General features: G+C 58.7%; 10 protein-coding genes. 5 read left to right on the forward strand and 5 right to left on the reverse strand.

Going from position 1 to position 13,597, the window contains the following annotated elements:
• The 4 genes from NIT7645_RS19605 to NIT7645_RS11370 form a co-directional block, all read left to right on the forward strand.
• Nucleotides 1-203: hypothetical protein (locus NIT7645_RS19605; RefSeq protein WP_216818306.1), on the forward strand; the 203-nt coding region annotated here is incomplete at its 5' end.
• 15 nt (nt 204-218) lie between these two features.
• On the forward strand, nt 219-1,052 hold the full coding sequence (locus NIT7645_RS11365) for a formate/nitrite transporter family protein (RefSeq protein WP_008561110.1): 834 nt from the start codon (nt 219-221) through the stop codon (nt 1,050-1,052).
• 79 nt (nt 1,053-1,131) lie between these two features.
• Nucleotides 1,132-1,290 (forward strand): hypothetical protein, encoded by a 159-nt coding sequence (locus tag NIT7645_RS19420; protein ID WP_008561189.1) that lies wholly within the window; start codon nt 1,132-1,134, stop codon nt 1,288-1,290.
• A 102-nt stretch (nt 1,291-1,392) separates the two neighbouring features.
• Complete coding sequence (locus NIT7645_RS11370; RefSeq protein ID WP_008560932.1) at nt 1,393-2,322, forward strand: YihY/virulence factor BrkB family protein; 930 nt, start codon at nt 1,393-1,395, stop codon at nt 2,320-2,322.
• 7 nt (nt 2,323-2,329) lie between these two features.
• Here the strand turns inward: NIT7645_RS11370 and NIT7645_RS11375 are convergent, their stop codons facing one another.
• On the reverse strand, nt 2,330-3,592 hold the full coding sequence (locus NIT7645_RS11375) for an MFS transporter (protein WP_008561598.1): 1,263 nt from the start codon (nt 3,590-3,592) through the stop codon (nt 2,330-2,332).
• A gap of 610 nt (nt 3,593-4,202) precedes the next feature.
• Between NIT7645_RS11375 and NIT7645_RS11380 the strand changes: the two genes are divergently transcribed.
• Nucleotides 4,203-4,916 carry a trypsin-like serine peptidase gene (locus NIT7645_RS11380; RefSeq protein ID WP_037302591.1) on the forward strand — a complete coding sequence of 238 codons (714 nt, stop codon included), beginning with the start codon at nt 4,203-4,205 and terminating at the stop codon, nt 4,914-4,916.
• A gap of 60 nt (nt 4,917-4,976) precedes the next feature.
• Here the strand turns inward: NIT7645_RS11380 and NIT7645_RS11385 are convergent, their stop codons facing one another.
• The 4 genes from NIT7645_RS11385 to NIT7645_RS11400 all read right to left on the reverse strand — a co-directional run bounded on the left by NIT7645_RS11385 (nt 4,977) and on the right by NIT7645_RS11400 (nt 13,556).
• Nucleotides 4,977-6,146 (reverse strand): HlyD family type I secretion periplasmic adaptor subunit, encoded by a 1,170-nt coding sequence (locus tag NIT7645_RS11385; protein WP_008562937.1) that lies wholly within the window; start codon nt 6,144-6,146, stop codon nt 4,977-4,979.
• Entirely contained in the window at nt 6,143-8,434 is a 2,292-nt protein-coding gene (locus NIT7645_RS11390; RefSeq protein ID WP_008561125.1) for an ATP-binding cassette domain-containing protein, read from the reverse strand. Before NIT7645_RS11390 ends, NIT7645_RS11385 begins: the two co-directional genes overlap by 4 nt.
• Nucleotides 8,435-8,463: 29 nt before the next feature.
• Nucleotides 8,464-9,762 carry a TolC family protein gene (locus NIT7645_RS11395; protein ID WP_046210526.1) on the reverse strand — a complete coding sequence of 433 codons (1,299 nt, stop codon included), beginning with the start codon at nt 9,760-9,762 and terminating at the stop codon, nt 8,464-8,466.
• A 101-nt stretch (nt 9,763-9,863) separates the two neighbouring features.
• The gene (locus tag NIT7645_RS11400; protein WP_050687169.1) at nt 9,864-13,556 is read right to left on the reverse strand and encodes an Ig-like domain-containing protein; all 3,693 of its coding nucleotides are present in this window, start codon (nt 13,554-13,556) and stop codon (nt 9,864-9,866) included.
• Nucleotides 13,557-13,597: the final 41 nt, after the last annotated feature.

The raw sequence follows: 13,597 nt of genomic DNA on the forward strand, positions 1-13,597 counted from the left end.
CTCGTCAGGCTCATAACCTGAAGGTCGTAGGTTCAAATCCTACTCCCGCAACCAATATACAACAAAATACCAATGCTCCTAACCTCGCTCCGGCGGGGTTATTTCTGTTTGTGAAGGCCAACAAGGCGGAATCAATCCCCAGGACACACTCCGCAGGACCAAGGGAACAAAAAGCCGCCTTTGTGCGTTTTCTCCCGGTGTAGCTGCGGGGGAATGAGATGGCGATTGCGCCCCAGACTGACGAACTGATCGAAGAAGAGGCAGAACGAGAGATTGTCGAAGAAGGTGTCGGGATCTCTCCCCGTCTGATATTCGAGACCATCCGCCGGGAAGGGGAAGAAGAGCTGGAGCGGCCGGTCAGGGCGCTTTGGTGGTCTGGAATCGCCGCCGGTATTCTGATCAGCTTCTCGGTTTTGGGAAAATCGCTCTTTCGGGCCTATCTGCCGGAGGCCGACTGGACGCCGCTTGTGGAAAACCTTGGCTACTCGCTTGGGTTTTTGATGGTCATCCTTGGCCGGATGCAACTGTTTACCGAAAACACAATCACGACCGTGGTTCCAGTCGTCCTGAGACAGGATATGAACAGTTTTGTCCGGACGGCGCGATTGTGGGGCATTGTGCTGGGCGCAAATGTTGTCGGGGCCTTTGTCATCGCTGCCTTCTTCGGCCTCACCCCTGTGCTGAAGCCGGAGTTGCTGGAGGCGATGATCAAGATCAGCGAACATGCCACGGGAATGGAGCCGATGATCGGGCTGATCAGCGGCATCCCCTCTGGTATCTTGATCGCAGCCATTGTTTGGATGATGCCCTCTGCGCCCAATAACAAGATTGTCCTGGTCGTGATCTTCACCTGGCTGATCGCAGCGGGGGACTTTACCCATATTGTTGCGGGGTCTGTGGAAATGGCTTTGCTGCTTCTTCTTGGAGAGTTGGGGATTGGTCAGGCGGTCTTTGGGTTCTTCCTTCCGGTTCTCATCGGCAATGTCATCGGTGGGACGGTGGTCTTTACCCTGTTGACCTATGCCCAGATCCGCCCGGAGATCAGGGGCTGACCAACCCGTTTCAGCCAAAGCGGAACCTTGCAGCCAGGTTCCGCGTTTTCCTTTCGAGTGGTTAGAAAAGGAAAGAACGATGAACTGGGCTATCTTTTTTGCAATGATCGCGATGGGCGCTGGTGTCTTGGCGTTTGGTGGGGCTGCAGGGGCTGTGGCCGGTGTGGCAAATATCGTCTTTCTGGGTTCGATGTTTTTTCTTGGGCTTGCACTTATTGATCGCACGCTGTGTGACTGACGGGTGGCGAGACTGATCCAGCATCTGGTTTGGCTGGCGGCTGATGGCGCAGGCCCCTGCTGGGCGGCGCTGGATACTCATAGATTTTGATGGAGGCTTGAGGTGGACGGAAATACGGACAATATCACCAAAGCCGCCCCACAGCAGGTTGATGAGGCCTCACGTCCGCACCGCCCCGTGGCTGAGAAGGATCCAGCCTGGTTGCGACGTCTTCCCCGTTGGGCCCGGCTGATGTGGCATGCCTGGCAGCGGATGGACCGTGCGAAGGGCGGCCTATTGGCGGCCGGGGTTGCGTTCTACGGGCTATTGTCGGTTTTTCCCGGTATGACAGCAGCGGTCGCGCTTTTTGGCATGTTTGCCGACCCTACGGTCATTACGGAACAGTCTGCGTGGCTGACGCGGCTGTTGCCCCCCTCTGCGGCTGATCTGTTGAATGGCCAGCTGGTAGACGTCGCGATGGAGCGGCCGGATCGGCTGGGATGGGCCGCGATCTTGTCCATCTCTATTGCTTTCTGGTCCGCGTCCCGTGCTGCCAACAGCCTGATGCAGGGGTTGAATGTCATCTATAATCGGGCAGAGCGGCGCGGCATGGTCATGCTTTATATTCGGCAGTTGATCATCACCTTTGCCGCCATTGTGGGCGCGCTGTTTTTGGTGCTTGTGGTCGCGGCTATCCCGGCGGCGCTTGCGCTTTTCGGGGATTCGCCGCTTTTGAGTGACATCGCCCAGGTTGTTCGCTGGCCTTTAATGTTTGTCAGCGGGATGGTGGGGATCTCTCTTTTGTATAGGTTTGGACCTGACAGACGGGGCGAAGAGTGGCACCGCATCACACCCGGCGCCTTTGTCAGCTGTAGTCTGTGGGTCGCGGGTAGCATCGGGTTTAGCTATTACGTGCGGGTTTTTGGCAGCTATAGCGAGACATTTGGCACCTTGTCGGGGGTTGTCCTGCTGCTGACCTGGATGTGGCTCTCTGCTTTTGTGGTGTTGTATGGCGCCGGGATTGACGCTGAGCGGCCAGAGCACAGGGCCTGATCCGTCGTCAGCTGGGATCGTCCTGCACCTCTGACAGGCGCGCGCCCAAAGCGGCGCCCGCTCCTGCCATTGCCGCCAGAACGGCCAATACCAGCGCCGGACCAAAGGCATCTGCGAGCCAGCCGAATGCGCCGCCGCAGAGCAAGAGAACACCGATCATCGAGTTCGAGAGCGCCGTGTAGAGAGAAGTGTGCCCGTGGGTGTCCATATCCGTGAGATGTGTTTTCCGCCCTGCACGCGCCCCTTGATAGGCCAGCTGGGCCAAGAACAAGAGAGAGGCCAAAACCCAGCTTGAGATAGGATTGTCGCCAAGCCCACCAAGTGCCGCCGCAAGGCCCAGAACCGCCGCACAGAGAGCGCCCGATGTCATGAGCGTCTTCCGGCTAGAGCGATCGGAAAACCGACCCCAGATATAGGAAGATGTGATCGCCGCGATCGAAGATGCGAGCATCAACATGCCGAGGTTCGCAACGCCAGTTTCGCTGGACTGCCCGCCCAACATTACAAGAAACGGTGGTGCCAACGCGGTAGAGATCATCAGGGCCCGTGTCCCGATATAGGTACGGAATTCGTCATCCTGTTGTAGTGGTTTCACCAGCTCTTCCAGTTGAAAATCACTGTCGGGGTCTGGATCTGCCTCTGGTTCGTCCAGCCGCAGAAAAATGAAAGCCGCGCCAATCCACAGAAGACCGGCACAGGCAATGACAACCGAGATCGAGCCGGTGGTTCGTGGCAGGATGTCTGCCCCAAGCCACAGAGCAAACACCAGCACTCCTCCTGCGCCGATTGTGCCCGCGGTTCCCGAAACCGATCCCCTGCGCCCCTTTGGCACCGTGCGGGCCAGAATATCCTTGTAGCTGCTGGAGCACGCTGCACGCGCGACGGCCAGCACGGCAAGAAGGCCGAGGATGACCCAACCCGCTGCCGTGCCGGGCAGGGCAATCGCCGCTGCGGCGATCCCAAGGGCGGCCATCCCCTGTATCGCGGATCCGCCCGCCCAAAAGGGTTTTCGGATCCGCCGCCTCTCGATGTGGCGGGCCAGAGCCAGTTGCGGCAGGAGAGAGCCCGCCTCTCGGACTGGCACAAGGATGCCGATCAAAAAGCCGGGTGCGCCGATGGCATTCAAGAGCCAGGCCAAAACTAGCTTGGGGTCAATCAGTCCATCAGCCAGCTTTGTCGCCGCGAGCGCCGCCACATGTGTCTGTTCCTGTGCTTTGTCGGATTGCGATCCAACTCGGCCACCCTTTGTCTCGCTGCTTCTCTCTGGCATTCGGTTCTGTGTCCTGATCAATCGTAACAAATAATATTGCTTGCAGCTGCAGATGGCGCGATGGCGTTTCTTGTCCACCCGCATTCAGGCCAATTCCGGTGCCCAAACCAAAAACTGCTTTCACAACCAAATACCTATAGCGATTCCCCGAGAGGGTTTTTCCCCCTTGTTTTCAGGCGTTCTGGGCTCGTTTGGTTAACGTGGGCGCAGGAAACGGATTGTTTCGGGATTCCGAAGTTTTCAAAATCTGAAATCTAATGCGGCCCATGAAGCCTATCTCCCGTGGGCGCTTCTGGGGCGTCGCGATCGATTGTGGCGCGACTGACACGGCAATGCCTAAATCCGGGCAACCGAAAAGGGGAGGGCGCCGAAGTCGTCGGGATAGTTTTATTAAAAATCAGTTAGTTATAAGAAATTTTACGGATTTAACGAGAAAAAGTGGGTAATCTGCGTTTTTTTTGCGATGATGGGGCATCAAAACCCGGGGGGGTTAACGATTTGTTAGTGGTGTCTTATTCTGCACATGGTTTCGGCCATGTTCAGCAGCATTGCGTCTCATTCCAGCCCTAGCCTTGAAACAAGGTGAGGAAGTGGGAATTTGGAGTGGGCGATGAAACGCATTTTTGCTGCTTTGGCGGCATGTCTGCTATTTGGCATGCCTGAAGATGTGGCTGCACAGGAGGTGCAGCCAAGTGTTAAAACCGTGGTGGGTTGGGAGGCCGTTGGCCGTCTCAATATTTCCGGTCGCAACATGTGCACCGGTGCGCTTGTCGCGCCGGATCTTGTTGTGACTGCTGCGCATTGCCTGTTTGATCCGGTCACGGGCCAGCAGGTCAATCCAAACGGTATCCGCTTTGAGGCGGGGCTGAACGGTCGCCGGGCCAAGGCGGCGCGGTCTGTCGTCAAGGCTGTTTTGCACCCGGGCTATCAATACAAACGCAACGCAGACGCCCAACTGGGGCATGACATTGCAATTCTACGCCTTGATAGCCCGATTTCCCGGTTGATGATCCAACCATTCAAACTGGCAGGCCAACCCGCGCGTGGTGCTGCCGTGGATGTCCTGTCGTATTCGATGGCACAACAGGACCGCCCAAATCTGGAAAAAGGCTGTGAAGTGCTCGCACGGCAAAACCAAACGGTCGTGATGACATGCCGGGTTGATTTCGGAGCATCCGGCGCTCCTGTGTTCTCTGTCACGCCAGGGCGCAAACCGCAGTTGGTTTCTGTGATCTCTGCCAAGGCAGCTATGGGAAAGCGCCGTGTCTCGATTGGGACGACGTTTGATCAAACAGTTCACGCGATGATGCGCTCAGCCAGCTGACCCCATTTCAATGCCCACTCTTTTGCAGCTGCGTATCGTCTGATGCGCAGCTGTTTTGATTCAGGGTTCCCGCAGCGCCTCGCGCGATTTGTAGAGCGGTTTCAGCAAGTACTGCAGGATGGTCTTTGTTCCGGTCTGCAGCTCGGCGGTGGCGCGCATTCCGGGGCGGATCTCGATTTCCTGCTGGCGTTCAGTGAACTGAGAACGGTCCACTTTTACCGTCACTCGGTAATAGGGTTCGGCACGTGGATTGCGTTCATCTTCAAAAGTGTCAGCAGAGACAAAATCCACCTTGCCCCGTAGAGAGCCGTAAATGGTGTAGTCATAGGCCGAAAGCTTGATCGTTGCGTCCTGGCCTGGCTGAACACTTGCGATGTTTTCTGGCTTCACCCGCGCTTCGACGAACATCTCCTCGCCCAGTGGGATGATTTCGAGGATCTCCTCGCCGGGACGGATGACGCCTCCGATGGTGGTGACCGACAGGCTGTTGACGATACCAGCCATGGGGGAGGTGATGACAGTCCGCTCCAGTTGGTCACGCGCCAGTCGCAGTTCCTGCCGGTACGATGTCAGCTCGCGCAGGGTTTTGGAGTAGTCTTCCGCCAACTCCAATTCAGATTGCGTGCCGATTTCATTGTATTTCGCCTGTGCGTCGCTGACGGCCTTCTGGGCCCGGTTCACTTCGATCAGCGCAACGATCTCTTTCTTGTAGAGCCGCTGCATGTTCGCGTGTTCGTCTTTCAGTTGGTCCAGGATTTCACGCGCGCTTTCCCGGCGGCTGGTGAAATCCGTCTGACGCGCGTTCAAAAGGGCGCGCTCTGAGGTGTAGATGCCAGGCGAGCGATCGGCGAGCTCTTGAGGAACATCAAAATCAAACGCGCCTTCCAGTTCAGCTTCCAGCCGGTACTGCTTGATCTCCAGTGCGTCGATGCGGTCCTGGAGGTCGTCGGCGGCGGCTCTGAACTTGGTGTCCTGCAGCCGTGCGAGGATCTGACCGGCTTTGACCTCATCGCCCTGATGGACGTGCAGCTCTGCAAGAATGCCGCCTTCAAGGTTCTGCACAATCTGGGAACGCGAGGAGGAGACCACTTCGCCATCGGCGCGCACGATTTCATCGACCCAGGCAAAGCTTGCCCAAAGCAGGAAAACAACCAACGCTCCTGCCACCAGATAGATGATGCGGCTGGCCCCGCGGGAGCTTTCGTTGAGATCGAATTCTGTCGACGTCATTTGCCTTCCCCGGCGGCCAGATGCGCCAGAACCTGATCACGCGGGCCATCCACAACCATTCGGCCAGACTGCAAGATCAGCGTGCGATTGGTGAGGGAGAGAATGGGCATGCGGTGGGTCGCGATCACGGTCGTGCGCCCTTCTAGCCAAGTCTCCAGCCTGCTTACCAATGTCCGTTCCAGCGTCTGGTCCAGTGCCGCTGTCGGCTCATCCAGCAAGACGATCGACGGGTTTTGCAGCCACAGGCGCGCCCAGCCAATGGACTGACGCTGACCGATGGACAGGCCGCCACCGCCGTCGAGGATTTCAAGATCAAGCCCCTTGTGGTGATTGCGTACATGTGCACCAAGGCCAGCGAAATCCAGGGCGGTCATCAGCCGTTCGTCATCGCGTTCCAGCTGGTTCAGGTTGAGGTTCTCGCGCAGGGTGCCTGCAAACAGGCGCACGTCCTGGCTGAGATAGCCAATGTGGCGACGCAGGTCGCGAGGGTCGATCTGGCTCATGTCGGTGCCATCGATCATGACCCGGCCCCGGTCCGGGGCGTAAAGGCCTGACATCAGCTTGAGCAATGTGGATTTTCCGGAACCATTGACGCCAAGAACGGCGACGCGCTGACCCGGTGTCACCGCAACTCCCGGCACATCCAGAGTGGGTGCGCCATCTTCGTCATAACGGAACATGACCTCGCGCAGTTCAAACCGGCCTTGCAGGCTGTCCCGGCGCAGATAGGTGCGCTCGTCTTCTTTTTCCTGAGCCGAATTCGCGATCGCGTCGAGCCCTTCCAGTGCGGCCTTGACGTTGCTCCAGCGGGCCAATGTCGCGGCGAACTGTGTCAGGGGCGCAAGCGTGCGGCTGGTCAGAATGCCGGTGGCAATGATTGTCCCGACTGTGAACTCTCCGGCGAACACCATCAATGTGCCAACAACAACAGAGCCGATATAGGTGGCCTGCTGGACGCCCTGCGACCAATGGGTTAGGGCGCTCGCCAGTCGACGCTGCTCGGTTGCGGCATGGGTCGACAGGGTGTTCAGCTCATCCCACAGACGCAGCACTCGGTCTTCGCCACGTTGGCTCTTCAACGTGTCCAGCTCGTTGACCACCTCATGCAAAAGCCGACCTGCCTTGGCATTTGCGCCTTGGGTCTGGCGGGTCAGCGCAATCATGCGCTTCTGCATGAAATACGCAGGCAAAAGCATCAAAACGCCGCCTGCGATAATGATCCAGACAATTGGTCCCGCGATAGAGGCAACCAGCAGCAGGAACACGGCGATGAACGGAATGTCTGCTAGGGTTGAGATTGTGGTGGACGTAAAGAACTCCCGAACCGAGCCGAAATCCCGCATCGCAGCAAAAAGACCGGATGGTGGCAGGGGTTTTTTGTCCGAACGCATACCGATCAGGCGGCGCATCAGGTTGTTTTGCACAGACAATTCGATCTGTCTGCCTGCCGCATCGGTCAAGCGGGCACGAGCAAGCTTCAGCAGGGCCTCCAGCATGATCGCCAGAAAGGCGCCGATCGCCAGCACCCACAGCGTGGCGTGCGACTGATGCGGAACGACCCGGTCATAAACTTGCAGCGAAAACAAGGCGACTGACACAGCAAGGATATTCGCAACCAACGAGCCAAGCATGATCTCGCCCACCTGACGGCGATATTTGGGGAATTCTCCCCAGAACCAGTGATCGCTTTCAAGCTGCGGAGTGTGGCGCGCGGCAATCTGTTTGAGAGAATTGCGTGCGCCCAGGGTCGTGCCGGTGAAATACGGGCCAAACTCGCCAACCGGGACTTCGGCCTGGTTGTCATGGCATGTGGTGTCATAGATGACGACCGTATCGCGGCTTTGCGAGATGACCAGAACGCATTGGCCGTTGTTCATCATCGCGAGCGCAGGCCAGCTTTCCGCAACGAGGGGTACGTTGTGGTTGATCTGGGCCTGCATCCCCGTGGTCTGCAATGCGCGCGCCAGTGAATCAACGGAGACATCGCTCGGGTCGTTGCGCCACATGAACTCAGCGACATCACTCAGCGGAACATTGGTGCCCTTGAGCGATGCAAAGGTCGCAATCAGTGCCGCACGATGTTGGATCCGGGCGGTTGCGTCCTCGATCAGTGCGCTGACTTCTCCCACGTTGCCATCATCCAGCAGGCCCGTCAGATCAAGATTTCCGGGCGCTTGTTGCGGGGCGGATGGGGAAACGGCGTGGCTTGGGTGATGGCCTGCGTCTGTATCAACTGCACGCAGCGCGGGCTTGCCATCGCGGGGCGCAGGGGGAACGGAGCGCAGCATCGTTTGATCCGTTGGACGATTGGAGTTGCTCAAATCCGGTCCCCATCTGCCAAAAGGCCCATGTCGCGTGCCAGCGCAAGCTGGATCAGGACGACTTCGTATTTTGCGTCAATATGCGCCTGCTCCCTGCGCACGACCTCTTCGTAGATCGACACGACATCCATCACGGAACGCTGACCGGCTTTGAATTGGGCCTGGAACAGGCGGTAGGTCTCGCGGCTGGTCTGGGCCAGGGCGGCGGCCTCGGCTTCCTGACGCTGGTAGGAGGCAAGGCGCTGCATCTGCCGACTGTAGTCACGTCGGGCATCTTCTTCGACTTCTGCCACCTGGCGCTTGGCAACTTCCTTCGTTGCCTCGATCGCCTTGAGGGCGGCGGGGGTGCCAAGACCAAAGGGTTGGGCAAGATCCAGTGTCAGACCCGCACCAGAGCCGTCGCTGGTTACATTCCCTGCAGCCGAGACCTGCGGCAGAAGGCCCGCGCGTTCCATCTTGGCCTGTTCGACGCTGCGGGTGGCTTCTGCTTCGGCCTTCAGAACTGTCAGATAGCCGCTACCATCGGGAGGTGTGGTCAGCTGAAGCCGTGCGGGCTTTTGTTCGAATGTCTGACCGGTGAGGGCCTTCAGTTCTGCATGGGCAGCGGCTGTGGCATCATTGGCTGTCGCGACCGCAGAGCGCATCCCGTTGATTTTGCTGCGGACAACATTGAGGTCAGAGCGATCCGAGACGCCGCCATCAACGCGGCCCTGCACAATCCGTTCGAATTCGTACATCCGCGACAGGGCCCGGCTGCCGACGGCAGCTTTCTCTTGGCCGCGAAGTCCCGACACGTAAAGACCAAGGGCGCTTTCCACCCGGCTGTTCATGTCGATGGACAGGTTCACGGCCGCGACTTCGACATCTGCTGCAGCAAAGGCGCGTTCAGCCTTGCGCCTGCCGTTGTCGAACAGCACCTGTTCGATCAGGATGCCAGCCACCAGATCGCCAAGGTCGGTCAGGCTGACCGAAGGACCGATTGTGGGTAGCCAGTTCTTGGACTTCGCCTCCGCCCGGAGTTTGGCGCTTGTCAGCTCTGCCTCCGAGGCGCGTGCCGAGGCATCGATGGCGGACCGAGCGACCGTGTCATAGATGCTTCCGTCCTCCAGGAGAGAGCGGCGTTGCATCAGCGTTGAAATCACCTGCGACGGGTTTTCTGCGTCCGGTTGGGCAAAGCTGCTGGCACGACGGTTCACATTTTCGTCTTCGCCAGCTTTGGCAAAGGGCAGGGATTGCATGCACCCGGACAGGCAACACAAAAGTGCCACCACGCCAATGGGTCGTCCCAGCTGCATTCTGCCCCCTCGCATTGCCTGTGTCCTTACCCTTGTGTCCGGGTATTTGGTCGAGGGCCAGCTATAGTGTTTGACCGGCCCCCGGTCGACCTGTTTTCGGATTAGATGATCACCTGAACATCGTTATCGACCACCAGGGTCGTGCCGTCGTTTCCGATCGTGTAGACATTATACACCTCGCCATCCACAACGCGTGTTCCTGCGCTTGTAGCGTTGCCACCTGTCAGTGTGATGCGATCATTGTCATTATCACTGCCGTGAATGGTCAGCGTGTCAGAGTTGTTTGACAGAGCTTTGATATCAGCTTCGCTCAACGTCAGTTGGACGTCAGTGGAGAATTGCAGATCAAGGTTGTCGATGTTGAAGTCGCCAAGCTTGGCATGATCAAGGGTGCCAGAGTTGGTGGCATTGTCATCGAAAATAACAAGCGTGCTGGACGTGTTGCCAACAGCATCCGACCGCGACAGCACGAGGTGAGTGCCGTCCGGGATCGGCGCGCCGAATTCGAACTCGGTTCCGTCTTGCGGATCTACCGTTTTGGTGGCAGCGGGTGAGCTCACTGTACCGGCGGGATTAAGCGTGTTCACCGTGTAGTTGTCGGTGGCGTCTTTTGTTTCGAGTTCAAGGATCCCTTGACCCGTGATTTTGAGCGCGTAGATGGACGCGGGATCGACCACTGTATCAATGTCGAACTGCTCGGTCACAGTCTCGGTGTTTCCGGCTGCATCGGTCGCTGAAATAGTCGCGATCACGGTGCGGTCGCCATCAGGCAGGTCCGCATCATTGAGCGTCGCACTCCAATTGCCAGATGCGTCAACCGTTGCAGTCACTTCCTTACCATCAACGATGACTTTGACTGCCGATCCGGCTTCAACTGTCCCGTTGAAGGTAACACCAGCTTGCTGCTCTGCCTTGGTGATCACATCATCCGCGGTCTGGTTCGGCTGAACGGTGAGAGGTACAACATGGGTATCAAGCTCAACGGTGTCGGACACACTTGCCGTGTTGCCTGCGTCGTCCACGATCGAAGCGGTGATCGGCAGCGTGGTTTCACCGGTGGGGATATCGCCAGCCGGGAAGGTGGTTGACCAGTTGCCAGCATTGTCCGCAGTGACCTGGCGACTTGCAGTGCCTAGGCCAACTGTCACCACCAGACCCGGCGTTGCCGTACCGCTGATTTCGACACCGTCTGCGCGTTCTGTCGCGTTGATGACGTCGTCGATTTCAATCGGGTCAGGAGATAGCGCCACAGTGCCGGCAACGGTATCCACCCGCAGGGCAGAGGAGGTCGAGGCGGTGTTACCCGCCGCGTCCGTCGCCGACACTGTGACCGAGGTATTGTATTCACCACCTGTCAGCGCGCCCGGTTCAAACAGTGCGGACCATGTACCATTCTGGGCAACGGTCGCTGTACGTGTGACACCTGCAACGGTGACCTGAACGCTGGAGCCGGGCTCTGCCGCGCCCGTGAGGGTGACGCCCGCCTGGGCTTCTGCTGCGTTGACAATATCGTCGCCCGCCTGATTGGGGTCGATGGTGACCGAAGTGGAGGTGTCCACCCGCAGCGTGCCTGTTGCGGTCTCGGTGTTGCCCGCCAGATCGGTCGCGGTGACGCTGATGGGAGAGTCATAGGGGGTTGCAGATTGTGTAATCTCGTTTGCGCCATAAGGCGCGCTCCAGCGGCCCTGTGCATCCGCAGTGACAGTGCGGGTGATCCCTTGGAACGTGACAGCGACGGAGGCACCGGCCTCTGCTGTGCCAGTCAGGGTGAGACCACCAGAGGCTTCGGCGCCGTTCAGAAGGTCATCCCCGCCAGCTTGGCCCGGATCAATGCCGACAGTGGTCGTGGTGTCGACGCGGATGCTGCTGCTGGTGGTCGCTGTGTTGCCATAAGCGTCCGTCGCAGTTGCCGTGACTGTCGTGTCATAAGCGCCGTCGGCAATATCCGAACCGACAAAGGTTGCGGTCCAGTTGCCTTGCTGGTCTGCCGTCACGGTACGGCTTGCGTTGCCCAGTGTCACAACAACCGATGCGCCGGGTTCTGCGGTGCCGGTCAGGTTCAGACCGTTGCTGGCCTCTACGCCGTTGATCAAGTTGTCACCCGCCAGCGGATTGCTGAGGGCCACAGTGGTTTCTGTATCGACACGGACGGTGCCTGTGGTCGAGGCGGTGTTGCCAACGGCATCGGTCGCGGTGACCGAAACATTGGCGTCGTATTCGCCGGTGGGGATTTCGCTAGAGGTGAAATCCGCACTCCATTTACCCTGAGCATCCGCCGTGACGGTCCGTGTTGTCCCCTCGAGCGTCACGGCGACAGTTGCGCCGGCCTCGGCGGTGCCGGTGAGGGTCACGCCTGCGGCTGCTTCGGGTGCAGAAATAACGCCGTCGGTGGCCTGAACCGCATCCAGTGCCGCAGTTGTTTCCGTATCAACGGGAATAAAGGTCGAGGCAGAGCTGACGTTGCCGTGAATATCTGTCGCAACAGCAGAGACCGCCGCGTTATAGGTGCCGGTTGCGATTTCGGAGCTGAGATAGCTTGCTGACCAGTTTCCTGCACCATCAGCCTGCACGGTGCGGCTGACACCTTGGAAGGTGACGACAACGGAAGAGCCAGCTTCGGCCGTGCCGGTCAGAGTAATGCCGGTGGCCTGTTCTGCGCCGCTGATGATGTGGTCGTCGCCGACCTGCGTGTTGATTGTCACGCGGGTTTCGGTGTCGACATTGATGGTGTGCGTGGTTGTGCTGGTGTTGCCAAAGGCATCGGCGCTCGTCACTTCGATTGTCGAGGTGTAGATGCCGGTGGCCACTTCGTTCACGCCGTAGTTCACGGACCAGGTGCCATCCTGGGCAACCGTGGTTGTGCGGGTCACACCCTGAAAGACCACGCTGACGCTTGCGCCCGCTTCGCCGGTGCCGTTGATCTGAACGCCATCTGCCACTTCGATGTAGTTGACGTGATCGTCACCTTCGACGGTGTTGACGGCAATCGGCGGGGGGGTGGTGTCAATAATGACCGACGGCCCGTCGAGATTGAACTCGGTGCCTTGCGGATCTTTCACATAGACGGTGGTTTCGTAGTCACCATCCGGTGGCAGATTGGTCACAGGGAAGTTCACAACCCAGGTGCCATCGTCCTTGACGGTGGTTGTCGCGACGATGGTGCCAAGGGTGACTTCTACCACCGAACCCGGCGCGCCTGTGCCGCTGACGACGACATCATCGGTTGTGGCGCTGGCCACGGGATAGGTTGCATCAGGATTGTCGACCGTGGGGGTTGTCGACCCGCCACCACCGCCGCCGCCGCCACCACCGCCGACAAGGACGGCCGCGCCAGCTACACCAGCCGCAGCACCAGCAGTGCCGAGGCCGCCAACCAACGGTGCAACGAGAGGTGCGACAACCGGTTCGATGCGCTCAACGTCAAGGAACACCATGTCATCATAGGCGCTCCACTTGCCGCTCAGATCGAGGGGTTCGTAGCTGGCAAACAGCATGCCGTCGGTGCGGTCTTCGAGGACAACCTCGATGAAGTTGCCTTCTTCGCTGAGGAACAGGTTCTTGCCGCCGGTGGCGCCGGTGTCATAAAACCCGTCGAGCACAATGACCTGGCCGTCGATCAGCGTGATGTGCAGATCACTGCCGCGGCGGGCGTAGCTCTCAACGTCAGAAGGGCCGAGATTGAGGGAAATATCTTTGGCGTGAGCCACTGCAATTGCAGCCTGGGGTGCCTCAACAGAAGTGCCATGCTGCTTAGTGCCCGCCATGTCGCGGGTGATGTATCCAACCGTGCTCATTTTTATATACCGCTCGTCAATAGACCACGGCGCTCTAATAC

Source organism: Phaeobacter italicus (assembly GCF_001258055.1).
GTDB classification, from domain to species: Bacteria; Pseudomonadota; Alphaproteobacteria; order Rhodobacterales; family Rhodobacteraceae; genus Phaeobacter; species Phaeobacter italicus.

Excerpts from the sequence above, each read along its gene's own strand:
- NIT7645_RS11375 (WP_008561598.1), bottom strand. The coding sequence starts at position 3,592 with ATGCCAGAGAGAAGCAGCGAGACAAAGGGTGGCCGAGTTGGATCGCAA.
- NIT7645_RS11390 (WP_008561125.1), bottom strand. The coding sequence starts at position 8,434 with ATGCTGCGCTCCGTTCCCCCTGCGCCCCGCGATGGCAAGCCCGCGCTG.
- NIT7645_RS11365 (WP_008561110.1), top strand. The coding sequence starts at position 219 with ATGGCGATTGCGCCCCAGACTGACGAACTGATCGAAGAAGAGGCAGAA.
- NIT7645_RS19420 (WP_008561189.1), top strand. The coding sequence starts at position 1,132 with ATGAACTGGGCTATCTTTTTTGCAATGATCGCGATGGGCGCTGGTGTC.
- NIT7645_RS11395 (WP_046210526.1), bottom strand. The coding sequence starts at position 9,762 with ATGCAGCTGGGACGACCCATTGGCGTGGTGGCACTTTTGTGTTGCCTG.
- NIT7645_RS11380 (WP_037302591.1), top strand. The coding sequence starts at position 4,203 with ATGAAACGCATTTTTGCTGCTTTGGCGGCATGTCTGCTATTTGGCATG.
- NIT7645_RS11400 (WP_050687169.1), bottom strand. The coding sequence starts at position 13,556 with ATGAGCACGGTTGGATACATCACCCGCGACATGGCGGGCACTAAGCAG.
- NIT7645_RS11385 (WP_008562937.1), bottom strand. The coding sequence starts at position 6,146 with ATGACGTCGACAGAATTCGATCTCAACGAAAGCTCCCGCGGGGCCAGC.